Genomic DNA, 23,282 nt, shown 5'->3' with positions numbered 1-23,282 from the left:
TTTGGCCGAGGGGGCACGTACTCCCTTACCGCTTCGCCTACAGCTTTTTGGCGATGATGTAGCGGGGCCTGTGGCGCACTTCGGTAAAGATTTTTGCAAGGTATTCACCAACCAGCGCCAGGCAGAAAAGCTGCACAGAACCCAGCAGCAAGACCACAATAATCAGTGATGTCCAGCCCTGAATAGTCTCGCCCATGGCGTATTTGAGCAGGGAAACGCCGCTGAAGGCCAGCGCCGCCAGCATGCAGAGCATGCTCATTAGGCCCGCAATGCGCAGGGGCGCCACGCTGCATGCCGTAATGCCCTTCCAGCCAAAAGACACCATCTTCCAGAAAGGATACTTACTTTCTCCGGCCATGCGGCACTGGCGCATGTAGAAGACCTGCGCGCTTTTAAAGCCAAGAGCCGGAAAAATTCCGCGCAGAAAAAGTGAATGCTCGTGAATTTCGTCCAGCGCTTCCAGCACTGGGCGGGCCACAAGGCGGTAGTCGGCATGGTCGGGGATCAAGGGCACCTTGAGCCAGCGCATGAATCCGTAAAACATGTGTGCAGTGCGCCGTTTGAAAGGCGTATCCGTGCTGCGGTCGTTACGCACACCATAGACGATCTCGTTGCCTTCCATATAGCGGTCGATCATTTCGGGGATGGCGGCAATGTCGTCCTGCAAGTCGGCATCCAGGCTGATGATGCAGTCCACGCCCATATCGCGCGCCGTGACCATGCCCGCCCATACGGCGTTCTGGTGGCCTGCATTGGCGGCAAAGCTTGCGCCCCGGCAAAAGGGGTCGATCGCGTGCCGTTCTTCAAGCAGTTCCCATGTGCGGTCACGGCTGCCATCGTTCACATAAAGGGCAAAACTCTCCGCATGCACGCGCCCCTGTTTTTTGAGGTCAGCCAATAAATCGGCCAGGGCATTCAGGGTGCGGGGCAGGGTTTCCTCTTCATTATAGCAGGGTACAACCAGTGCCAACAATGGGGCGGTGCGGGACAAGGCTTATTCCTCCATGCGGAGAGTACGTTGGGTGCGGTCAGTCTGTGAATGAGACGCACTTGTTCTGCGCCATACAAGGGGCGCGCCAGGCTGTTCTACAGCGATATAGGCGATGTCGTCCACAGATTTGATGCCGGGAATAAACACCGCGGCCTTGCCATCGTCCGTAACCATGGCGGATGCGGGAAAATACCGCAAAGCAGATGTTTGGGCAGAAATGATCCCTTCATCAGGCCTTTCAAACAAGGCCCTTGCTGCCTGTTGCAGCAGGCTTGCAGTGGTGGCGGTGCGTATCCTGGCTGCCACATGGACTTTGCCCTGGGGCAGGTTGCCGAAAAACGCAATGTTGCATGCCACCAGCGCACGAGCACCGGGCGCTTCAAAGACGCGCAACGTTTGCGACTCGTTCCAGGGTACAAGACCACGCCAATCCGTCGAGAAAAGGTTTACCTCGCGGATGTCGTAGCCGGGAAAAAAATACTTGTCTGTTTCCGGGTAGTCCAGGCTGCACAGGGTGTTTTGGTGGTGCGTGGCAATGACCGGCTGTGCCATAAGGAAAACGCGCGCCTCAATCAGCACGCTTGAGAGCAGCAGGGTGCAGAATATGATAAAAAGAGCCTTGGCCTTGATGCTTGAGGGGTTCAGGGCTGCAAGCAGAGAAAAAGGGCAGAGCGCAGTGAAAAAGAATGTGGCGCTCATGGCCCGGTAGGGTGTTGAGGGGCTGGCAATAAAGGCAGCAAGGCTGGCCTGGGCCATGAGAAAGAAAATCACCGGAGGGATCCACGCGGCGGGCTTTAAAAGACCCCGGCGGCGCAACAGCCATGCAAGGGCCAGGGCTGCAAGAAAATAAGGCAGCATTTCAAGTTGTTGCGTGCCCCAGAATTCCAAAAAGCGCAGAAAGGCAGGCATGGACAACAGCGGGATTTTTTCCGCGCCGCCAACGGCTGCCAGGCGCACGGCATTGCCCGGCGCGGCCATCATCATGCCCCAGCCAAAGGCTGCCCCCGCAATGCCCGATAATGCCCATGCAGGTACGCTGCGAGATGTGCGCCAGCGAAACAGTGTCACGCCCAGGGCTGCAAGCAGAACCAGCATGCCGACATTTTCGTTGCTCCAGCCTGCAAAAACACCCACAAGCGCATATAGCAGGCCGCCCGGCATGCGGAAGTCTGCTCTGTCGGCCCAGATGCGGTACGGCACCAAAAAAAGAACGCCCCACACGAGGCTGTAGCCGTAATCACCCGTGCCGGTGCGCCAGAAAAAAACTGTCCCAAATGCGGGCAGTGCAATCCATACAAGCCCGGCCATGACAGCGAGGTGCCAGGCGCTCAGGCGTTCACGCCACTGTGCGCCCAAGGCCAGCAGCGAGCCGCTGGCAACAAGCAGCAGAAACATGGCGGGAGTGAGCAGGGGGTGCAGCCAGGCAGGCCCGCGCAGCAGCACGCGAGACATGAAATGCCCGATAAATTTTCCACTCCATTCGTGGTATTCGAGCACCTGCATGTCCCACAGGCCGGTGCAGCCAGGATAAATGCTCGAAAAGGCATGATCATCGCTGACCCACGGCGTCATGGCGCAGAACCATGACATGATGGTTATAATAAGCAGGCCTGTGAAAATAAGGCGATTGCGACGTAAGTGTGTGGATTTTTGAGCCGCCTGTGCGGCGGAATTTAATTCTCTGTGTTGCATTTCGTAAAAGTCCTGGCCCATGCTGTCAGGGAAAAGGGCTGAAAGCCCGAGATGCGTTTCTGTAGCTGGTATCTATTAGTAAATATCTTTCGGTGTCAATGTGTTTATCTGCAGCACCAAGGAGGTGTTCTGCTGATACCGGGAGCCGGGTGTTGTTCTAATGTTTTAGCAGGTATTGTCGTTAAGAAGCAATACTGATAGAAATTAATGTGAAAATGTCTGTCAGCGTACAGCCCCGAACCTCCTGTAAGGAACCACGGCCACCTCTGCTTTTCGGAGTTTACCATGCGCCAGATCAGCATCAATACTATCTGCACATTGTCTGTAACGGCAGCGATTGTTGCCGTGATTACCGTGCTTGTCATCTACGTGTCCACCTCGTCCTACCGCATGGTTGCCGGCGTGCAGACCGAGGCCCTTAACGAAGCCAGCAAAACCGTGGCGCGTTCGGCTGAAATATACATCCAGCAGTCTGTGGATGTGGCCACCATCCTTTCCCGTCAGGAGCCAGTGCTGAAAGCATTTGCCGGTCAGCCCCAGGAAGCGCAGGAATTGTTGACAAGCTATGTCAAATCATTGCCGGGGTATTGGTCATTTCTGCTTTTTGACCTCAAGGGGCGTATAGTTGCCGGGGTCAATTCTGATATGGGCGACCTGACCGGGGGCAACAGGGCTGATCGGGATTATGCCCGCCAGATATTCAGCGGCAAGGATGTAGCCCTGAGCGAAAGCGTCATGAAAGCCGCATCGGGCGATGTGCTGATCTATGTGGCGGCCAAAGCTGTGCGCGGCAAGGACGGCGCGGTGCTCGGCGCTGTGGCCGTGTGCCCCCGCTGGACGGACTTTACGGAAAAGACCATTGATCCCATCCGGTTGGGGCGGCGCGGATACGGCTTTACCATCGACCAGAGCGGCCGTTTTATTTCCCACAGCATGGACAAAAAGCTGCTGCTTCAGGATTATTCCAAGGAAAAATTCATTCAGGACGCGCTCGCAAAGGGCAGCGGAACCTTCAGCTATGAATGGAAAGGCGAGGACAAGTTCATGTCTGTGGCCAAAATCCCGGCTACAGGCTGGCTTGTGTGCATGAGCGCCTATGATTCCGAACTTACAGCGCCAGCGGCGGATCAGCGGTCTGTGCTGTACATGGTGGGCTTGGGCGCGGTTGTTCTGCTGACGCTGGTGATACGCGTTGTGAACCGCAAGCTTGTGTTCGCTCCCCTGCAACAGCTCACAGACTTTACAGAAGCCGTGGCGCGGGGCGATTTCAAGGCCGTGCTCGCAGGCAAATACCGTGCAGAGATGAAACGTTTTGCCGGGCACCTCTGCACCATGGTGGACGAGCTGAAAAAACGCCTTGGTTTTGCCCAGGGCGTGCTCAACGGCATTCCCACGCCATGCTACATCGTGGACAGCGATTTCAAGGTGACCTGGCTGAATGAGCAGGTGTGCAGTTTGCTGGGCAAGCCTGATCCCAAGGATACATATCTGGGTCAGCGCTCGGGGCTTTTCTCGAGGGGGGATGCCAACCATGAGACGCTGTCTGACCGGGCCATCAAGGAACGCAAGGCTCTGAACCGTGAGTTTGACTATACGGCGCAGTCTGGAAAGCAATTGCGCGTTTCCGTGCAGACAACGCCATTTTTTGATCTGGACGGCGGCATGCTGGGTTCCATTACATTCTGGACGGATCTGACGGAGATTTACGGCCAGAAAACGCGCATTGAAGCGCAGAATGCGGCCATTGCCCAGACTGCCGTTGAGGTTTCGCAAGTGGCGGAAACCATCGCCACTGCCTCGCAACAGCTTTCGCAGCAGATCGCGCATTCAAGCGAGGGCGCGCGCGAGCAGAGTGGTCGCGTGAGCGACACCGCCAATGCCGTGGAAGAGATGAACGCCACAATTCTTGAGGTAGCCAGAAGCGCCTCTGCCACATCGGAAAATGCCGAAAAGGCCAAGCTGAAGGCGCAGGATGGCGCCCGGCTGGTGGAGGAAGTCAGCGCCGCTGTGCAGAGCATCCGCAATGAAGCAGGGCAGATGACCGACAGCATGCGCAGCCTGGGCGAGCAGGCGCAAGGCATCGGAGCCATCATGGGCGTTATTTCAGATATCGCCGATCAGACCAATCTTCTGGCGCTCAATGCAGCTATTGAGGCGGCGCGCGCTGGCGAGGCCGGGCGTGGTTTTGCCGTTGTGGCGGACGAAGTGCGCAAGCTGGCGGAAAAAACCGCCCACGCTACCACCGAGGTGCGCACGGCCATTGGCGGCATACAAAGTGGCACCAATACCGCTGCCGCACAGATGGATGCCGCCGTGGAGCGCGTAACCCAGGCCACAGGGCTGGCCCAGCGCTCTGGCGAGGCTTTGGCTGAAATTGTGAAAATGGTTGAATCTGCGGGGGATCAGGTGCGTTCCATTGCCACTGCCGCCGAGCAGCAGTCCGCCACATCTGAAGAGATAAACCGTGCCGTCAGTTCTATCAGCGTTATCGCAACTGAAACGGATGATGCCATGGCTCAGTCAACCGAGGCGGTCGAAGCCCTTGTGGCTCAGACCCAAAAGCTTGAACAGCTTATAGCGGCCTTGCGCTCCAGTTAGCACCTACTATCGTGTTTTTGCAACAGCCCCTGCTGCCCGAAATAACCGGGCAGCAGGGGCTGTTGTCTGTCTGGGCGAGCAGGAAAAGCTGATTATGAATTTGTCTGCATCTTGCGCCAGCTTTGCAGCTCAATGATGTTGCCCTCTGGGTCGCGCGCGTACACAAAAACCGCTTCCATGTCGTTGGGGTAAGCTGCTGCGACAATCTCGCCAACCTGCCCGCCGCCAGCGGCAACGATCTCTGCCAGGGTTGTTTCCACGTCATCCACTTCAAAAGCAATGTGCGCAAAGCCGGGGCGGTTGACCTCCGGCGGCAGAGCGTCGCGCAGGCTGTCGTAAGAAAAAATTTCAAGCGTTGGATGGCTGTCGTCATAGCCGGGCAGCAGCAGATGTTCGCCAGTAATGTGGGCCTTGGGCAAGCCGGTGAGCCGGTCAAGCCACGGCCCTCGCAGATCACGCGTTTGTCCTATGCTCTTGCAATGCAGCGCCTGCTTGTAAAAGGCAATGAGTCTGGCTGCATTCTTTGCAATGATATTTGTGTGCACATAGCGGAACATGGCGTCTCCTGGAGCGGTATATGGAGAGTGGAAAGGCCAAAAAGGCATGCCAGCACTAGCTGCGGCGCAAGGCCGCGGCTCGTGAATTCTTGGGGAGGTATCCGATATGTATGCCATGCGTTCGGCACTATCAATGCCGTACTGCCGGCACTTCAGATTTTTCAGACTTGAGGCTTCAGAAACCGGGGGATGTAAAAGACATGCTGTCGCGGTCTGGCACATGGCTATTGATTGTCAGTATCTGTAAATGCCGTGTCATTGATATTATGAAGTATATGTTTTTTGTATTGCCAAGAGCGTTTCCTGTTTGTGACAGTATGATATTCTATAAATATTATTTGTTGATACGTTATAATGATTGAATTGTTTTTGCATTTAATGTCAAAACTCTTGCTATAGCCTGCATGGTTTAGTAAAAAAAGCTATCTTTGCTTTACTCTAGCGCAAGGGTGCCTGTCATGGAAGCTATCTCTCTGAAAGAATTGGCTGTCCCTATCATCAAATCCATCGATAGCTGCAATTATCTTTTAAAGTCGCACCATAGGCGTACAGCCGTCATTGCCTACCATATTGGCAAGAAAATGAATCTTGACTGTGATCAGCTCTTCAGGCTGATCATTGCAGCTGCGGTTCATGATGTTGGAGCCTTGTCTGTTCAGGAGCGCGATGCGCTCATTCAGGCTGATGTGCATAATCCCAGGCCGCACTGTGAAATGGGATACAGAATGCTGTCGTCATTCGGCCCGTTCAAGGACGTTGCCAGGATCATCAGACATCATCATATCCACTATGATGCATCGCTGGATATGGAAGAAGGCGAGGTGCTGCTGGACAGTCACATACTTCACCTCGCGGACCGGGTTGACGTGCTGATCAATCCAGATGTTTTTGTGCTCAAGCAAAAAGCCTCGGTTACAGAAAAAATCAGGGCCAACGTTTCCACCACGTTTCATCCGGATGTTTTCGCTGCCTTCGTGCAGGCATCAGCCCCGGATATCTTCTGGATTGAAATCAATAATCTCGAGCTTGATCAGCTTTTCAGGCTGGTCGATTCGTCGATGAATTTTGATCTTACACTTGAAAATGTTCTCGATTTTGCCTTGACCATTTCGCGCATCATTGATTTCAGAAGCCATTTTACTGCCTCACATTCCTACACGGTAGCCAATCTTGCCTGCGAACTAGGCAAAATATTTGGTTTTTCCCGCGAGCGCTGCCTGAAACTGAAGATCAGCGGCTATCTGCACGATATAGGTAAAATCGGAATCGACCCCGGCCTTATTGAAAAGGGAGGCCCGCTCACTGATGATGAGTTCGATCAGGTCAAGCTGCATACATACTATACGGGGCAGATACTGAGCAGCCTCAGCATTTCTGAGTGGTTTTATGAAATTGTGCTCTGGGCCAAGAACCATCACGAGAAGGCCGATGGGTCCGGGTATCCGTATTCCCTGCAAGATGAAAATCTGGATGCGGGTTCAAAAATACTGGCGTTTTCAGATGTGATTGCAGCCTTGATGGAAGACCGCCCATATCGCAAGAGCCTGCCTATTGATACGGCCTTTGAGATAATCAGAAAAAGTATCTCTGCAAAGATTTCTGATCAAATGTTTGACGCCATAGAAGGACACAAGGATGAAATAAATACTATTGTGTTGCAGTGTCAGCAGAACATCAGAAAACAATACAGACCAGAGACGGTCAGTTAGCTGGCATTGTGCCAGTATACTGCGCCGGGCCGCTCGGCTCTGCATTGCTTTCAGGCTATTCAGCGTATTTTTTTACGATGTCGCGAGCCAGCTCCGCATATGCCTGGGCTTTAAGGGCAGCCACTTGTTGCTGGTCTGAAGATGCGCGTGTGAGCGCGCACTGGCAGATGTATCCTGAATCGGCTTGGGTGAAAAAGCATCCCACTGACCCGTCGCAACATCGATGAGAGCGATTTTCAGGCGGATTCGCATAAAAAAATGGTTCCGTGTCGGCTCGCAGGTGGGCGCTTTATTAGAAAGCAAGGCGATCTATACACCATTTGGTGTATTCATTGCACAGGGATGAACCAAGGGGTGAAAGTGAGGCTTGTGTTGCAATAGAAAGGGCGGAGCGACGTGGCAATCCTCCCTTTTGGCTGTCCAATATCCCCCTTGCTGTCGTAAGAACGCCTCCTCAATGGGGATGCAGCCTAGGTGTTGAATTCGTTCATGACGTTGCGCACCGCGTGCAGATACGCAAAACCGTCTTTTTGATCCGGCTCCAGATGGCAGCCCTCGCCCCATTCGTTCCAGGCGTTGATAAAAACATATTGCAAGTTTTCTGGCAGATGCGCGCGGGTATGCTGCGCCATGGCGCGCAGGGCGGCGCTGAACACATCCACTGAAGTGCGCTCAAAAGATAATCCGTGTCTGCCGCGCCGGGGTGTGTTGTCCCAACCGGGGAAGGCGCAACGCAGCCGCGTGTAGTCGGGGGTTTCTTTCAGCAGCATGTCTTGCACGGTGGCAACATAATCAAAACGGCGGGGTTCTTCCCCTTCGATGGAGAGCATGTTCATGGGGTTCAGGTTCGGGGCAAATTCCACCATCACGTCAAACCCGAGATTGGCGGGATGCTGCCCCACGTGACATTCCACGCCAGCCAGACAAAGTTCTGTGTGCCCCATGGCCCACGCTTCTTCGCGCCATATCTGGCTGTACACGGACATCAGGGGATTGCGCTCCGGTGCAAAGACCAGCAACAGGGGTTTGCCGTCTATTCTGATATGGCGCGGATTATCAAAATACTGCGCGAGATCACGGATAATCTTTCTGGCGTTTTCCGGCGAATATTCCTGCGCGATGAACGGTTTTATCCTTTGGGGCTGGGTATTGTCGTACCAGCATTCGTGCGCCCAGCAGAGGCAAAATTCGTTCCGTATCAGGCGGCTTTTGTTGATGATGTGCAGCGGCGCATCCAAAAGCGTACGGCCGGCCATATTGTAGTAATAATAGCAGAATGCCGTAATGTTGTTATCCCAGGCGATGTGATGCTGTATTGTCAGGATTTTTTCGTCAGTAAGATCATAGTAGCCCAGAATGCCGTGAGGAATATGCGGCTGGGCATGCCCATCATACAGAGGAACGGCCCTCCGGACGTTGCACCACTCTGTAAAATTTTTGCCGTAGATGTCATTTTCTGGAATGACATGAAACTGCGGCAGATAGAACGCGACAGCTTTTATCATATTTTGCCATAGCTGTTCATTGATTATCATCAAAACCCGCCAATACTGTCTGAAAAACAAGCGGTACAGGAGGGCGGCCAACTGCTGATTGTAACGGTAATTCTCCCTTCACAGAAACACGAAGAAGCCTGAAAGTCACTATGTGAAGTGTGTTGAGGCGCACAAGAGGCTGGCAGTCGTGAGGATTACCCCACGGCAAACCCTTGCCCCAATACCGCCAGCCGCACGCGGTTAGTGAAGTTCCTTGGCGTTGGTGTTACAGCCGCGTGTCACACAATGCTGTTTACAATCAGCCAGCCCTGTGTTGATGTAAGCACGTCGAAATGGGAGATCCCTCAACTGCGAGCGTCAGCAAGATGACTGATTTTATTGATATAAAAACATTAGTTGTTTGCTATGGTTTGTGCTGCTGTACCCAGCTTGTTGCCTTTATACTCCAGTATCGGATCAACAAGGGCGGGCAGGGGATTCAGTGGTGGATAGTGGGCAGCGTGCTGATGGTTTTTGGATTTTTCATGAACTCGTTCAGAGATGTCGAGTTACTAGCCAGTATTGCAATATTTATTTATACGGCTTCGTTTTTGCTTTGTTTTTTGTGCATATACATTGGGCTTGCGGAATTTGTGGAAAATAAAAAACTGTTGCGACCTGTGCTGATTATAGTGGGCGTGTCGCTGGTTGTGTTGAGCTATTTGGCGTTTATTGAAGGCAGTATATTTTTACGGCGAACACTCCTTTCTTTCTCCTGTTCCATACTTTCGCTGTTTTCAGCCGTAACAGTCGCTGGCGGCAACTGTAAGCATACGCTGCCTGCCAAATTTTTAAAATACGTATTTATTTTTAATACGCTATGGCTTTTTGCTTTCGCGGTTCTTCCATGGTGGGGTGGGCCGGGGATAGCCCTGTTTACAAGCCCTTCCCCTTTGGCGGCAACGTATTTTCTCCTTATGACCACCAGCACCTTTTGGACCATAGGGCTCATCATGCTGGTGAGCCAGAAGTTGTCCGACCAGTTGCGTTCTTCCAAGCAGTTTCTGGAGTCCACGCTCAACGGCCTTTCCGCCAATATCGCCCTCATCAACGCCGAAGGTGAGATTGTGCTGGTCAATCAGGCCTGGCGCAACTTTGCTGCTGCAAATGGCATGTCGCAGGATTTTGTTTCCGAAGGGGTAAATTATCTGCGTGTCTGCGAAGGCGTGTGCGCTGATAATGCCCTGGAAGCCAATTCATTTGCCCAGGGCATAAGGGATGTTCTTGACGGCAAGCTTGAGACGTTCTCCATGGAATATGGCTGCCATTCGCCAGAGCAAAAGCGCTGGTTTTTGGGCAGGGTCAATCCTTTTTGCGGAGATGGCCCGCGCATGGTTGTGGTAGCGCACGAAGACATTACGGAACGAAAGCTTGCAGAGATCGCCCTCGCTGAATCCAACCACAAACTCGAGCTGATGACCAACGAGGACGGCCTGACAAAAATTTCCAACAGGCGGCATTTTGACGCCATGCTCGCCTATGAGCGCAACCGCCACATCCGCTCTGGGGCAACGCTTTCGCTCATCATGTTGGACATAGACTTTTTCAAAAATTACAATGACACGTACGGCCATGTGAAGGGCGATGAATGCCTTCAGGCTGTTGCCCAGACCGTGGCGCAATGCCTTAACCGCCCCACAGATATGGCCGCGCGGTACGGCGGAGAGGAATTTGTCTGCCTGTTGCCCGATACCGGTATCCTTGGCGCAGTGAGCCTGGCCGAACGCATACGCAAGGCTGTCATGCAGTGCGGGATTCCCCATGCGGCATCACAGGTAGCCAGCGTGGTGACGGTCAGTGTTGGGGTAGTGTCGTGCATCTGCCAGGAATCCATTACTCCAGAGCTGATTGTGCAGCGCGCGGATGAACAGCTCTATCTGGCAAAGCATGAGGGACGTAACTGCGTTAAATTCCGGTCAGATGATGACGGGATGTATGCCCAGATGCACAACGGGAACAGCTGGGGACTGAAAGTGCTATGGAACAGCGAGTATGCTTCCGGCAACGCGGATCTGGACGGGCAGCACATGGAGCTGGTTTCCATTGTGAACAGTCTGCTTGAACGTGTGCTCGCAGAGGGAGATGCTCTTGACCTTAATTCCCGGTTTAACGATGTGTACCATGTTGTGGAAAAGCATTTTAATGACGAAGAAGCAGTGCTGCGCAGCAGTGGATACCCGGAGGTTGACGAACATGTGGCCCGGCACAAGGAATTGCTGCAAAAATGCGCGGGTCTGCTCAAACAGGATGCGGAAACTTCTGTGTCCCCAGTGCAAATGCTGCAATGCATAATACACGACCTCGTGCTGAACCACATGGTTAAGGAAGACGGCAAATACTTCGCTTTTCTAAATGGGATTGGGACTACAGCTAAGTAACGTGCGCAGCATCGATAACTCTGGGAGGCGGGCATGCTTGCTACACAGCGCCTCTGCTGCTGTCCTTCCAAGAGGGCAGGGCTGTTGCGGGGGAATAAGTTGCCTGATTTTTGTTCAGCTTGGGCAATATGACAGTATATAGCCGCGCCGCATTCCATCCTTTCAAGCGCAAAAAACGGCGAGTTACCTTTAATAATAACTCGCCGTTTTATTAGCGCATGTGGCGGTGAGAGAGGATTGATCCGTTCTCTCATTATTTTTCATCTGTCAAAGGCCATTGATGATTAAATTGGCCAGCCATTTGGTTTGCAATCATGTTCATCAATAATGGAGTGCAACTAAGCAATTATTAAAGCAAGAAGAAGAAAAAGATTGGCAATTAAAGCAATCAATACCGCCATGGAACCTTTGTCTTTTGCGGCTTTTACAAGTTTTGACTCCTGCGGATGAATTATGTCGCAAATGTTTTCGATTGCTGAATTTAGCAGTTCAGCCAAAAGCACGAGTGTAAAGCCTGTTGGCAGTAATATTTTTTTCCATAATGGCCATGGAACAAAAAAAAGAACAATTATTAAAACAAGTAATATAAGAAGTTCTAGTCGAAAGGCTTCCTCATGGCGAAAGGCGTCAGCAAACCCGTCGATGGAATATTTTGTAGCGGAGACAAGCCGTCGGCGTACTAATTCAATAAAGTTTTTCATAGGATTAAAACCTGTATTTAATACGTCTTGTTGTTGACTATAGAAGAGGTCGAATGATTTTTTCAAGATAGAAATGCATTTTGCTGCGAGTCAGGCCCTGAAGATGAGAGCCATCAAAGGGGTGCTCTTCACCTTTGACGAAGGCAATGAACGGAATTTTTCCAGAGTTATCTCTGGAGTACGAACGATGATCCCCCCATATTACCACTAACGTGCCATCAGGGACATGCGTGATATAGTTTCGTATGGCATCATCCGTCGATCTGCTGCACGAATAAAAAGCGTGATCATCTCCGGTAGTAAAATACATTTGTGGGCACACATCGCGTGGATTCTCAAAGGTGTGCATATTCATGGTAATTATAAATTGAAAGAAGTTTCCGCTTTGAGGAATTTTGCTTAAAGCGAGCGGAAACATATCCTGATCGGCAATTACTCCGTCTCCCCACATGTGGCGCGGTGTAATTCCCTCCCGTTGCATTTCTTCAAGGCATAAGACGTGCTCAACGCCCTGAGCTGTATATGCTGGCCCCTGATTCATATAAAAATAGGGCATTCCATGAAAAGCAAATGAAGGTGAAATTTTCTTTGATATCTCTGACAAAAGGGAGTTTGGGAATGTTTTGGTGAATGTATAGTGTATATAATTTGATGATGCAATATTTCCTGTAAAAATTTCAAAGTCAGAGTTTGCAGATCCAAGTTTTTTTGCTCCGTCAATGGGGATGATTATCGCGGCTTTTTGCAGGTCGTGCAAAAAAGGCATCACATATTCATCCCCTACGGCAGCGTTGAGCAGGTCGTAGTCAAGACTTTCAACCTGGATAAAGATAATTTTCCCTGTTGCTTTTAAAGCAGGTATTTCTTCAATGCCGCTGGGTGTATCCATAATTGGCTGAAGTTGCTTGACCCTTGAGCTGTATCCTGTGAAAAGTTCTATAAGATATGTGGCTAGATAACCACGTTTGTGTAAAGAACGCCTTTCCGGCGGGTTCCAGTTTACAATTTCGCCAGGCTGAATTTTATCATTTGGCCAGAATGCAGACAATGGCAGAGAAGTAAAGCTGATAGCATAAACTAAAAGCAGTGCACTTAGAGAAAAAAATCCAATTTTAGTTCTTTTAATATTCAGGTTGATCTTGTAAACACAAATTAATTGAAGAATTAGGCATATTACAAAAAATAATGCCATATATACTTGAATATAGATGTAAATAGACAGCCCAAAATCAAGGGCATAATCCATCCCATTCAGAATTGCCGTTAGGGTAAGCGGCTCTTTTAGGGCAGAAGAAGCAGACGTTAGTATGATGCTCGATATGCATTGCAATAAAAAAATAATCACACAAGTTTTTTTATTTGCAAAAGAGAGGACAGCAAGGCTTGCCAGAAAGTTGATGCCTATGATCGGGGCAGACGGGTGGATGCTCCAGATTTGGCAAAAAGTACTTATGGCTGCCGTGAGAGATACCAGGAAAAAGAATGGAAGCCATTCTTTGATTGCGCGAAAGTTCAAGGTTGCCTCCTGGTATATTGGCGAAATTCACTATATGCCAAGAACCAAGATGTCAACGGACCTGTATGGCGTTGCCTTTATTTCGACCGGATGTCTCCCTTGCGTGGTTTGGATGAGGCAGAACTATGTCTGAAGCAGCACTAAAACACGTTCAACGGTTGAAATGGATGCCATGGAGTTTTCATGCTCCCGCCCGAGTACGTTTGCCGGTTGCGCCCCCCAGGACTGTTGCTGCGTGGTAGCTCAAATATCTGTCGGTAAGGCCCGCCGTAGGTTTAAGAAAAATCCCGTGCAGATCTTCCAACGCTATGTACGCCTCCCTATTCCGCCGAAAAATAGGCAGCTATGCAATGGCGCTAGATGTTCCTTTTCGTCTGGCCGCATGTCTTAGTGGCTGAACAGAGGCCAGTAACGGGCAATATGGGGTTTGTGTTCATTAACCCGGTTACTCAGGCCCATACTCCATGCGGCAGCCATCAATGAAGCTGATGCTGAAGCGGCTTTGTTGGAAGGCTGGGGTAACCCCATTCGGGTTCCACGCCATACGCCACTATTTTGCCGTCAGTCTGGTCAAATCGCAGAAGGCAGACATAACGGATATACAGCAACTTCTGGGTCACCAGCGGCCCAGCACTACTGATATTTACCGGCGGAGCGTTGCCCCCAACCTTGGCCGCCTGGCCGGGGTCATTGAAGGGGCGGTTCAGTCGGTAACTGCCCCTGGGGGTGAGGCTGAGGCAGAAGGGTAGGCTTGGCTGTGCTAGTGGAAAAGGGCGTGTTACTTTATGGCAACACGCCCTTTCTGCGTTTGTTGGTACTTTGGCGGTGTCGATTGATGGGAGATAGACAAAATCGTTCATATCTGCCGGTTTCAGGCATTTTGGCACTAGCGCATGTGATGAAGGTGTGCGGTTAAAGACGGCTTAGAAGCAAAAATTGAGGGGGTACTCTTGTCCATCGAGTCCCGTCAGAGTAACATCAGGAAAAATTTGCGTATGCTTTCTTTGGTCTGATTAGTCTATCCGCGATAAAGAATAGAAAAATATTAAGTGCAGGCGCAGTGAATTGTTTGGTGGGTTGTGCTGTAAAATGCAGTTAAGAAATTATTACTATTGCATGATAGGTTCCATTGTCATCGTTGTAGATGGAGAATTTAATTTGTAATTAAATGAAGGGATGGGTGCAATGTCAAATAATTTTGAGTGGAATGAACATGATTTTGTGGAAAAGCATATCAATATTAAAGATACAAAGAATAAAATTTTATCAACAGAAAGTGTTAAGCTGTTTAAAATTTTCTTTTCTGCTAATCAAATTCTCTTTTATGCGCATATGTCAATGGTAAAACTGCGAAAACTATTTGATGAAAATGATAATAAAATATCTTTAGAAGACCATATCCATTTGCAAAAGTTTCAAACAGAAGCAAATTACATATTTTTTTCATTTATGCAGACAATTTTACCGTATAGAGATGCAGTAAAGAATACTAAGTTGATGAGCTATGAAGAAATAAATAAGGAGCTGATTAATAAGCCAGAATTTGATTTTTTTTTGTCACTACGGAATTATCAAACACATGAAGCTATTCCAATTTTAAATTGGACAATTCATCATAATTTTAAAAGCGAAAGAAAGTATGTAGATGTATTAATTAAAGAAGAATTGATAGATGATATTTATATTTTTAAGAATAACAGCGAATGGAAAAATTTCAAAAATGGAGGATACGAGTTTTTATTGAAGAACAGAAATGTTCCTATATACATTTTGGCAAATGATTTTTTAAAACAGTTAATTGAATTTCATAAAGATTTGTATGAATTGCTAAAAGAAAGAATTGGAAAAGATCTTGATGAATGTGAGTATTACCTTAGAAAAATAGAAGAATATCACGTAATGTGCATTAGTAATGCATTTAAAAAAGTAATAAAGCTTCCCGCTGAGGCTTTTCCAGTAAAGAAGCAATACTTGCGATTCGACTTGCTTCTCAGAGAATTTGGTGGTGAACCGACCTTTTTCGAATGGTAGCCTACCAGAGGTTCAAAATATCCACGGAGTGAAGCACTCTGGAACAGCTTAGTCGTCCATCGTTTTTTTAACCAGATTCCCCAAAAGTATGTATGGCGGTATGCACGCCACCCCGAGCCGACCTCAATTTTCCCCCATTTAGACGCAAAAATGTCGGGTTACTGTTAAAGGTAACTCGCCGTTTTACTTGCGTATGCGGCGGAGATGGCGAGAAAGGTAGGTCCACCAATACACACGTGGTTAATCTGTGGCGAACGTATCTTCGAATTTGAAATGTCAGAATGAGGCCTGTAGCCGTATTAGAAAAAACAGCCGAAAAGTTGTATGATAGGTGTTACAGACAATAATACCAACAATAATTGCAGAAATTTCACAATAGTTGGCAAAAGGTTAATCCCACTCACAAATTTTTGTGGAGACAGTATAATGAGTGACGAATCATCGGAAATCAAGAGGTATGTGATTGATAGGGGTGGCCTTCCTCCGTTGTACCCCACGAATCTGCATTCGGCGCAATTTTGGGAACATCTTGGTAGGGCAGTCGCAACCTTTAGCTTTCTTGAAGAAGTTTTGAAAAAAGCCATTTTCGCATTCACGGCGACTCGCCGATATGCCAGTGCCGAAGAAGTCGAAGCTGCCTATGAAACATGGTTGCTGCAGTTGCGGCAGGTGTTCACCGACCAGCTTTGGAATTTAGCTGAAAAATACGGGAAGGCCGTTCGTAACAATGCAGGTTCGACCAATCCAAACATCGACACCCTGGTGGATGAAATCAAAGAATCGGCAAAGCTTCGCAACATCCTGTGTCATGGGGCGTGGCACAGGAAGCCAGATGAGTATGGTAGGTCGGTACCATTTTTTATTGACAAAAATAATAAACAATTAGTGACGCCTATCGATATCGTGTGGCTGCGCAACATTCAACGGCACGTTGCGGGACTTACGTGCACTGTTATCGACTCTGTAACCCACATGGGATGGCAATTTCCTGGAAGCACAGGGCCTGGAAAACCGATATGGGACAAAGACTAGAAAAACATCTAGCTGAGTTTGCGGCAGGCTGCATGCCATATTGGATGAACAGAGGCCAGAAATGGGGAACATGTGTTTTGTGTTCATTAATACGATTAGCCAGGCCACTTAGTCATCACTATCCGTATATTAGATGGGTCACTCTAATTGGGGTGGGGCATTCAAAAGAGTGTAACAAGTTTTTCAAACAGATTCTCCAAAAGTATGTACGGCGGTATGTACGCCACCCCGCACCACCCCAATTCCTACCCCGCAAGAACGCAAAAACGGCGAGTTACCTTTGACAGTAACTCGCCGTTTTACTTGCGTATGTGGCGGAGAGGGAGAGATTTGAACTCTCGATACAGGTTTAAGCCCGTATACTCGCTTAGCAGGCGAGCTCCTTCGGCCGGCTCGGACACCTCTCCGCATGCATCAGGCCAGCAATTAAGCGAACCAGAATGCAGAAAAGCAAGCTAGCCTAGACGGCGGCACCTGTCAAGAATGTTCTGCCATCTATGAATAAAAGCGCATAACATGAGGGTGCACGGCCAGCACAGCCACGCATTGACCGGGGGCGCAGCTTGGCGTAATTTTATGGACTTCCCATTAAATGGAACTATTGGAGCGCATTATGGCCCCCGAAAATGATACGACACCCGCCACTGTTGCTGAAGGCACCGCCGCTGGCGATACCGCAAAAGTCGGCCTGGATTTCATCCGCACCCGCATAACTGAAGACAACGCTTCAGGCCGGTTCGGCAATCGCGTGCACACGCGTTTTCCTCCCGAGCCGAACGGGTATCTGCATCTGGGGCATGCCAAGTCCATCTGCCTTAACTTTGGCGTTGCCAGGGAGTTTGGCGGGCTGTGCAACCTGCGCTTTGACGACACCAACCCCACCAAGGAAGAAACGGAATACGTTGATTCCATCCGTGAGGATGTGCGCTGGCTTGGCGGCGTGTGGGACGACCGCGAATTTTACGCTTCCGACTACTTCGAGAAGCTCTATGACTACGCCGAGCAGCTCATCAAGATGGGCAAGGCCTATGTGGACGACCTTTCGGCGGAGGAAATCCGCGAATACCGCGGCACGCTGACCGAACCCGGACGCGAAAGCCCCTGGCGCAACCGCAGCGTCGATGAAAACCTTGATCTGTTCCGCCGTATGCGCGCGGGCGAATTTGGCGATGGTCAAAAAGTGCTGCGCGCCAAGATCGACATGACCTCGCCCAACGTGGTCATGCGCGATCCCACGCTGTACCGCATCCGCCATGCGGAACACCATCGCACGGGCAACAAGTGGTGCATCTACCCCATGTACGACTATACCCATTGCCTGTCCGACTCCATTGAGGGTATTACCCACTCACTCTGCACGCTGGAATTCATCAATAACCGCGAACTGTACGACTGGGTGCTCAAAACCCTCGGTGCATACCGTCCGCAGCAGATCGAATTTGCGCGGCTCAATGTCACCTATACGGTACTCTCCAAGCGCAAGCTCATTCAGCTTGTGAAGGAAGGACACGTTACAGGCTGGGATGATCCCCGCATGCCCACCCTGAGCGGTATGCGCCGCCGGGGCATCCCGCCCGAGGCCCTGCGCGAATTCTGCTCCCGTATCGGTCTGGCCCGCGCCGATTCCACCGTGGAATACTCCATGCTCGAGTTCTGCGTGCGCGAATATCTCAATGAGCATACCCCGCGCGTTATGGCCGTTCTCGACCCGGTGAAGGTGGTTATTGAGAACTATCCCGTAGGCCAGGTGGAAGAGTTTGACATGCCCTACCACCCGGAAGATGCCTCCTATGGCAGCCGCAAGGTGCCGTTCTCGCGCGAGCTGTATATTGAGCGGGACGACTTCCGCCTTGAGCCGCCCAAGAAGTTCCACCGGCTGGCCCCAGGTGCGGAAGTGCGCCTGCGCTATGCCTACTTTATCACCTGCCGCGAGGCCGTGCTGGACGATGCGGGCAATGTGGTTGAACTGCGCTGCGTGTACGACCCGGAAAGCAAGGGCGGGCAAAGCCCCGATGGCCGCAAGGTGAAGGGAACCATCCATTGGGTGTCGGCGGCACACGCCATCCCCGCAGAAGTACGCCTGTACGACCAGCTTTTCGCGGTGGAAAACCCCAATGCCGCGCCCGAGGGCAAGACGTTTCTGGATAACCTTAATCCCGAATCGCTCACAAAGGTGGAGGCCCTGCTGGAACCGGCCCTGGCTACTTTCAAGGCAGGGGACAAGATGCAGTTCGAGCGCCTTGGCTACTACTGCAAGGACAAGGACAGCACTGATGCCAAGCCCGTGTTCAACCGCACAACCACGCTGCGCGACACATGGGCCAAGCTGGAAAAGAAGGGCGCATAGCGGCTTTTTGAGCAAATATGGGTTTGATCGGCATTTTGTTGCAAGACGCGCTTGACAGTTGCTAAGGCTGTCGCTATATTCCGCGTCTCTACGGGTCGTTAACTCAGTAGGTAGAGTATCTGCCTTTTAAGCAGAGAGTCGCAGGTTCGATCCCCGCACGACCCACCATATATTTTAAGGGCTTACAGCTACCCGCTGTAAGCCCTTTTTGTTTTTCCCCACACCATTCCCCACACGGCTTATGAAAACTGGTGGGAATGGATAGTAAACAATGTATATGTACTTTCACGCCATTAGAGGTTTACACGCACTGCAAACTACGCCTATATTCCACACATGAGCAACAAGGAATACCTCCCTCCCATGCGGCCATGTACCAAGTGTGGCAAAATGCCTCAGCGTGAAACTTCAAGACCGGATGGAAGAACCAACGATATCTACCGATATACCTGTGAATGTGGCAACGGCCCCCTCCAGTGGTCTGTCAGTGACTCTGCTGCAATTCGGCTATGGAACACATACGTTGCGACTTGACCGATACTTCAGTCGAAAAATAAAAGTATAGCAAAGGCAAGGAAGCGGGAAGTCCCCGTTTCCCTGCCCAAGAATCAACTGTGATTTTTACCTGCCTTCGCTTTTAGGCAAGGCCAGCCTTTTCGGTTCTTCCTCGGCATTGCATCTGCCGTCTTTCCGATTTTCCAATTCCACCGAAACCGCTGCCGCTGTGAATACTCCTGCGATCCCTGCCAGTATGCCGCCTATAAATGCCCATTTACAGCTCATGTCCATGCTCCTTCTTGTTAGCCGAGTACAAGCTAGTCATCCCAATTATCTTTGATGGCCTGAAGCACAGCTATAACAACTGGTATCCAGCTAAGATAATTCATTTTCCTTCCTTTCATTTAGCAGCGCTGGATGCGCCGCTTTTTGTTAAGAGTAAAGAAACGGAATAATCCCGTTCGATACCAAGGCCTGAAATCAAGCGGTACCATCATACTGCACCGCCTTTGAGTAATGCAGCCTGCAGCATGGCAAACATGGCAGGCACCAGATCAGGCAGATCGTTGACCACCTTACTTGTGTGCGGCAGCAGGTGCGTGATGTGTTCATCCCGAATGCCAAGGCCGTAAACTTCAAAACCAAGTTTTTGCGCCACCCCTATGGCATTGTTTGCAGCAAGCGGGTTGTCCGGCATGCCGTCAGTGATAACCAAGATCATCTTGCGTTGCTCTTTTAGGGGCAGCATGGTTTGCAGAACCCACCACAAGGCCCCAGCCAAGGGTGTGCCGCCAGAAGCCCGAATGTCGAACAGATCTGGCACCGCGTGCCCATGCCGCATGATGGGGAATATAGAGTTTGTGACCGTCGTAGCGGGGAAAGCCGTAACCGCTGGATTCACGCCACGGATATGGCTCAGCGCTGTTGCCACGGCATAGCAGGCCCGATTGGCAAGATTAATCGGTGCGCCAGCCATGCTGCCGCTTACGTCCAGCAGGACATGGACAGCCGTATTGAGGCCCAGTTGCACAGACTCTTTTTGGAAAACACGAGCATTGCCAACCTGCAGACGATGTAGCGAATTGGCATGCAATGTGCCCCTGCGACCAATACTGCATCGCCTTTGCGTTTGCGCCTGCAGAAAGCCCTGAAGGCGAGTGCGCAGGGCAATGCTGGCCTGAAGGGCTTGCAGCTTCTGCTCTGCTGGCAAGGGGGTTGCATGTCGGGTGCCTTCTACCGCCACGGTCAATGCGTCACCAGCGGATTCTGCGCTGTTATTGGCAAGCTCAATCGCCATGATTTCGCCGAGTTGCTGGGGTAGATCCTGCCCCTCCGCATGGAAAATGGCCTTGAGTGGTAAATCACTCGATGGTTGGACCGGTTCAGATTGCTGGTTGATTTGTGTGGCAGAATCGTTGACCTCCCCTGTCGCCCTAGGTGTGGCTCCTTGGTCGTTCGTACTCGCGCGTTTGCTAGTTGAAGCCTGTCGAGGCGGTTCCCACTGCCTGATGCATTTGGCAATTTGTCGAGCGTATTCGACTGCTGCCTTTGTATCCGGGCAATGAATATAAACCTTGACCAAGATGGCATCCAAAACATCTCTCAAGCTGGGGAAGTGCTGCTCCACGATGTTTGCCGCGTGTTGGCGTGCCGGGGTCACCGCATCCACATCCCAGGCTCGCACTGTCAACAGCACATAGTCCAAAACAGCAAGGGCCGGGGAATCATCCCCGGCCCTTGGCTGTGCTTGCTCTACAAAGAATCGTCGTATCAACCAGTTCAAGTTTCTTCGGCAGCCAGGGAAAATGCCTGACAGCATTTTTTCAACGCGCCAGTCCTCAAGGCAATTGAAGAGGTTGAAGGTCACAGGATCAAGGTTTTCAGCTTTCAGCACGCTAAAATCAGTGTGCCGGATATGGCCGGATTCATGATCCACAAACGACCTCGCCAATGCCAATAATTCAGGCTCACAATCAATGGGCAACGATGGCAGATGGATAACTTTACCGTTGGTGCAAGCCTCCTTGCCGCCAATACGCACCTGCACCCCATAGCGGTCGCCAAGGATAGATGCCACAAGGGGCAGACAGTTGAGAACGTCTTTTGTGCGTATCATAGCGTCACCACAGGCCTAGGCTGGGTATGGCAGGATGCGGTAACGCGCTGTCAGCCATAGAAATATCAGGCAGAATTGGCTCGTCATCATCTCCATTAACTGTACCCTCTACCTGCCTCGCGTTGTCATCCTGTACTGGCATAGTGCATGGTACGGCGAGCAGCGCATCCAACACAAAGGCCGGGCCGTAGCCCTCAATAACTTTTTGGGCGTGGCCCACAAGGGCCGTACTGTCCTTGAGCAGGCAGACCAGCCCCTGCAACAGCAACAGGTCTGTACCGGTGATGTTGCCCTTCTTGGGCATGCGCAGCAGTGCAGCCTGCACGATGTCAGCCACCGGGGCCACATGTGGCTCTACGAAAGACAAGCCCGTGAGCTTGGCATGCAGGGTGCGCAACGGTGAAAGCGCCTTGTGGGTTACTTCCGTCTTGCCGTGATAAACCCTGCGCCATATATCGTCAGCCGACTTAGCCACCTCATCAAACAGAGTGCCGCCGAGGCCCTGCACCTCTTCCGCCAGACCAGCTTCCAGCACAGCGGTGTTGTCTGTGTGCTGTTCAAGCGGGGCCACCTTGTACAACTGCCAGCGGAAATCCATGCGGGCGCGTACATAGTCAGGCCCCACAAGGGAGTTACGAATGATTTCGCCCCACTGATGGTGCTTCTCAATCCATGCCTGCACATTTTGGTCATAGTCAGCCAGAAATGCTTCCTTTTCTTTCTGGAATTCAGTGCGGATGTTAAGCAGCTCCTGCACGATTTCGCCGGCCTTTTCTTCGGGGATGGCCCAGCCGGACATAAACCGTACACCTTGCCGGTCAAGGTAGTTGAAGGCGCGGGCTTTGAGTGTGCCGAACACCTTGAGGTTTTCCGGGTCGGCAATGCGCTTTGAGCCCAAAGAAGCTAGATCTTCAGGGGGTAGTTCTGCGCCGCCCAGGTCTTCCTGACTCATTTTGCGTCGGGCTGACCACAAGCTGACGTTGAGATTGAGGGCCAGCAAGTTATCAAGAATACGGATGTCAGAAACAAGTTGTGCCATAGTAGCCTCCTAGAATGAGCTTCTTGTTGTATTGAGGGAGTAGCCTTCTTTGATTTTCTTTTCTGCGCGTGCTTCAAGCTCCATCACGGAATTGTTGCCCTCACAGTTTTCGGCGGGAATAAAGTGCTGCTGGCCAACGGTGTCCGGCTTGCCCCACTTTAGCGTGAGGCCCACAGGGCTAGCCTCGCCGATCCAGAACTTGCCGTCCTGCTTTTTGCCGGAAAGATTGTAGATTACCTGAAGATGAACGAGGGGCTTGGTCACTGTCGGTGTGTGGTGCAGATGGCCACGCATGAAGCGTAGGGCTTGCTCGCCTTGCAGGATTTCAATTTCTGCCGTTACCGTTTGGGGGGACTCAGCTTCCACCTGTTGAGGGAACATACGTTGGGCCAGCTCGTGCAACATAGCGCGGGTTTCACGGCTGGCTCGGAATCCCAGCGCCCGGTCGAGGGCATAGGTGACGGGCTGTACGCCTTGATGAGCCAGAGGCTGAAAGCGAACGGTCAGATCACCCCAGCGCAGCAAACTGCGCGTGGAGAATG

General features: G+C 51.1%; 17 protein-coding genes, 2 tRNA genes and 1 pseudogene. 8 read left to right on the top strand and 12 right to left on the bottom strand.

What is annotated here, in order from left to right; translation table 11 throughout:
- Nucleotides 1-37 precede the first annotated feature (37 nt).
- Nucleotides 38-991, bottom strand: a complete 954-nt coding sequence (locus NE637_RS05920; RefSeq protein WP_227119070.1) for a glycosyltransferase family 2 protein — start codon at nt 989-991, stop codon at nt 38-40.
- Nucleotides 992-994: 3 nt separating this feature from the next.
- The gene (locus NE637_RS05915) at nt 995-2,683 is read right to left on the bottom strand and encodes a DUF6056 family protein (protein ID WP_227119068.1); all 1,689 of its coding nucleotides are present in this window, start codon (nt 2,681-2,683) and stop codon (nt 995-997) included.
- A 285-nt stretch (nt 2,684-2,968) separates the two neighbouring features.
- Here NE637_RS05915 and NE637_RS05910 point away from each other — a divergent pair, with 285 nt between their 5' ends.
- Nucleotides 2,969-5,281, top strand: a complete 2,313-nt coding sequence (locus tag NE637_RS05910; protein WP_215646804.1) for a methyl-accepting chemotaxis protein — start codon at nt 2,969-2,971, stop codon at nt 5,279-5,281.
- A 92-nt stretch (nt 5,282-5,373) separates the two neighbouring features.
- Here NE637_RS05910 and NE637_RS05905 read toward each other — a convergent pair whose 3' ends face one another.
- Nucleotides 5,374-5,838 carry a VOC family protein gene (locus NE637_RS05905; protein WP_227119067.1) on the bottom strand — a complete coding sequence of 155 codons (465 nt, stop codon included), beginning with the start codon at nt 5,836-5,838 and terminating at the stop codon, nt 5,374-5,376.
- Between the two features lie 458 nt (nt 5,839-6,296).
- Between NE637_RS05905 and NE637_RS05900 the strand changes: the two genes are divergently transcribed.
- Entirely contained in the window at nt 6,297-7,547 is a 1,251-nt protein-coding gene (locus tag NE637_RS05900; protein WP_192113573.1) for an HD-GYP domain-containing protein, read from the top strand.
- Nucleotides 7,548-7,619: 72 nt separating this feature from the next.
- On the opposite strand, the gene NE637_RS15990 is transcribed toward NE637_RS05900, so the two are convergent.
- The 3 genes from NE637_RS15990 to NE637_RS05890 all read right to left on the bottom strand — a co-directional run bounded on the left by NE637_RS15990 (nt 7,620) and on the right by NE637_RS05890 (nt 10,025).
- On the bottom strand, nt 7,620-7,799 hold the full coding sequence (locus NE637_RS15990) for a lipoprotein YafT (protein WP_487096950.1): 180 nt from the start codon (nt 7,797-7,799) through the stop codon (nt 7,620-7,622).
- Between the two features lie 218 nt (nt 7,800-8,017).
- A complete protein-coding gene (locus NE637_RS05895) occupies nt 8,018-9,052 on the bottom strand; it encodes a glycosyltransferase WbsX family protein (RefSeq protein ID WP_227119065.1) in 1,035 nt (344 codons plus the stop codon).
- Between the two features lie 688 nt (nt 9,053-9,740).
- Nucleotides 9,741-10,025, bottom strand: a complete 285-nt coding sequence (locus NE637_RS05890) for a hypothetical protein (RefSeq protein ID WP_227119063.1) — start codon at nt 10,023-10,025, stop codon at nt 9,741-9,743.
- A 10-nt stretch (nt 10,026-10,035) separates the two neighbouring features.
- On the opposite strand from NE637_RS05890, the gene NE637_RS05885 reads away from it, so the two are divergent.
- Entirely contained in the window at nt 10,036-11,460 is a 1,425-nt protein-coding gene (locus NE637_RS05885) for a diguanylate cyclase (RefSeq protein ID WP_227119061.1), read from the top strand.
- A 338-nt stretch (nt 11,461-11,798) separates the two neighbouring features.
- On the opposite strand, the gene NE637_RS05880 is transcribed toward NE637_RS05885, so the two are convergent.
- Nucleotides 11,799-12,161: a diacylglycerol kinase gene (locus NE637_RS05880; protein WP_215646792.1), complete on the bottom strand. Its 363-nt coding sequence runs from the start codon at nt 12,159-12,161 to the stop codon at nt 11,799-11,801.
- A 37-nt stretch (nt 12,162-12,198) separates the two neighbouring features.
- Complete coding sequence (locus NE637_RS05875) at nt 12,199-13,677, bottom strand: sulfatase-like hydrolase/transferase (protein WP_227119059.1); 1,479 nt, start codon at nt 13,675-13,677, stop codon at nt 12,199-12,201.
- 479 nt (nt 13,678-14,156) lie between these two features.
- Here NE637_RS05875 and NE637_RS05870 point away from each other — a divergent pair, with 479 nt between their 5' ends.
- From NE637_RS05870 to NE637_RS05860, 3 genes are all read left to right on the top strand, one after another.
- The gene (locus NE637_RS05870; protein WP_227124455.1) at nt 14,157-14,426 is read left to right on the top strand and encodes a tyrosine-type recombinase/integrase; all 270 of its coding nucleotides are present in this window, start codon (nt 14,157-14,159) and stop codon (nt 14,424-14,426) included.
- A 436-nt stretch (nt 14,427-14,862) separates the two neighbouring features.
- Entirely contained in the window at nt 14,863-15,708 is an 846-nt protein-coding gene (locus NE637_RS05865; RefSeq protein ID WP_227119056.1) for a hypothetical protein, read from the top strand.
- A gap of 426 nt (nt 15,709-16,134) precedes the next feature.
- The gene (locus NE637_RS05860) at nt 16,135-16,740 is read left to right on the top strand and encodes a hypothetical protein (RefSeq protein WP_227119054.1); all 606 of its coding nucleotides are present in this window, start codon (nt 16,135-16,137) and stop codon (nt 16,738-16,740) included.
- A gap of 312 nt (nt 16,741-17,052) precedes the next feature.
- Here the strand turns inward: NE637_RS05860 and NE637_RS05855 are convergent.
- Nucleotides 17,053-17,147: transfer RNA gene (locus NE637_RS05855), tRNA-Ser, on the bottom strand.
- A 206-nt stretch (nt 17,148-17,353) separates the two neighbouring features.
- On the opposite strand from NE637_RS05855, the gene NE637_RS05850 reads away from it, so the two are divergent.
- Complete coding sequence (locus NE637_RS05850) at nt 17,354-19,087, top strand: glutamine--tRNA ligase/YqeY domain fusion protein (protein WP_227119052.1); 1,734 nt, start codon at nt 17,354-17,356, stop codon at nt 19,085-19,087.
- Nucleotides 19,088-19,179: 92 nt separating this feature from the next.
- Nucleotides 19,180-19,255 (top strand) — tRNA-Lys (locus tag NE637_RS05845).
- 823 nt (nt 19,256-20,078) lie between these two features.
- Here NE637_RS05845 and NE637_RS05840 read toward each other — a convergent pair.
- The 3 genes and pseudogenes from NE637_RS05840 to NE637_RS05830 all read right to left on the bottom strand — a co-directional run.
- Nucleotides 20,079-21,701, bottom strand: a complete 1,623-nt coding sequence (locus NE637_RS05840; protein WP_227119050.1) for a cobaltochelatase CobT-related protein — start codon at nt 21,699-21,701, stop codon at nt 20,079-20,081.
- Between the two features lie 4 nt (nt 21,702-21,705).
- Nucleotides 21,706-22,740, bottom strand: coding sequence for a DUF3150 domain-containing protein (locus NE637_RS05835; RefSeq protein ID WP_227124456.1), 1,035 nt, complete (start codon nt 22,738-22,740; stop codon nt 21,706-21,708).
- Between the two features lie 9 nt (nt 22,741-22,749).
- Nucleotides 22,750-23,282, bottom strand: a pseudogene (locus NE637_RS05830) (CbbQ/NirQ/NorQ C-terminal domain-containing protein); the annotation flags it as partial.

This window comes from Desulfovibrio desulfuricans (assembly GCF_024460775.1).
In the GTDB taxonomy this organism is placed as follows: domain Bacteria; phylum Desulfobacterota; class Desulfovibrionia; order Desulfovibrionales; family Desulfovibrionaceae; genus Desulfovibrio; species Desulfovibrio desulfuricans_E.
The sequence above is the reverse complement of the archived record's forward strand: the minus strand, read 5'-3'. Positions and strand labels throughout refer to the sequence as shown.

What these genes read in the sequence shown, in the direction of transcription:
- NE637_RS05915 (WP_227119068.1), bottom strand. Translation starts at nt 2,683, where the DNA reads ATGCAACACAGAGAATTAAATTCCGCCGCACAGGCGGCTCAAAAATCC.
- NE637_RS05910 (WP_215646804.1), top strand. Translation starts at nt 2,969, where the DNA reads ATGCGCCAGATCAGCATCAATACTATCTGCACATTGTCTGTAACGGCA.
- NE637_RS05905 (WP_227119067.1), bottom strand. Translation starts at nt 5,838, where the DNA reads ATGTTCCGCTATGTGCACACAAATATCATTGCAAAGAATGCAGCCAGA.
- NE637_RS05900 (WP_192113573.1), top strand. Translation starts at nt 6,297, where the DNA reads ATGGAAGCTATCTCTCTGAAAGAATTGGCTGTCCCTATCATCAAATCC.
- NE637_RS15990 (WP_487096950.1), bottom strand. Translation starts at nt 7,799, where the DNA reads ATGCGAATCCGCCTGAAAATCGCTCTCATCGATGTTGCGACGGGTCAG.
- NE637_RS05895 (WP_227119065.1), bottom strand. Translation starts at nt 9,052, where the DNA reads ATGATAAAAGCTGTCGCGTTCTATCTGCCGCAGTTTCATGTCATTCCA.
- NE637_RS05890 (WP_227119063.1), bottom strand. Translation starts at nt 10,025, where the DNA reads ATGGTCCAAAAGGTGCTGGTGGTCATAAGGAGAAAATACGTTGCCGCC.
- NE637_RS05885 (WP_227119061.1), top strand. Translation starts at nt 10,036, where the DNA reads ATGCTGGTGAGCCAGAAGTTGTCCGACCAGTTGCGTTCTTCCAAGCAG.
- NE637_RS05880 (WP_215646792.1), bottom strand. Translation starts at nt 12,161, where the DNA reads ATGAAAAACTTTATTGAATTAGTACGCCGACGGCTTGTCTCCGCTACA.
- NE637_RS05870 (WP_227124455.1), top strand. Translation starts at nt 14,157, where the DNA reads ATGAAGCTGATGCTGAAGCGGCTTTGTTGGAAGGCTGGGGTAACCCCA.
- NE637_RS05865 (WP_227119056.1), top strand. Translation starts at nt 14,863, where the DNA reads ATGTCAAATAATTTTGAGTGGAATGAACATGATTTTGTGGAAAAGCAT.
- NE637_RS05860 (WP_227119054.1), top strand. Translation starts at nt 16,135, where the DNA reads ATGAGTGACGAATCATCGGAAATCAAGAGGTATGTGATTGATAGGGGT.
- NE637_RS05850 (WP_227119052.1), top strand. Translation starts at nt 17,354, where the DNA reads ATGGCCCCCGAAAATGATACGACACCCGCCACTGTTGCTGAAGGCACC.
- NE637_RS05840 (WP_227119050.1), bottom strand. Translation starts at nt 21,701, where the DNA reads ATGATACGCACAAAAGACGTTCTCAACTGTCTGCCCCTTGTGGCATCT.
- NE637_RS05835 (WP_227124456.1), bottom strand. Translation starts at nt 22,740, where the DNA reads ATGGCACAACTTGTTTCTGACATCCGTATTCTTGATAACTTGCTGGCC.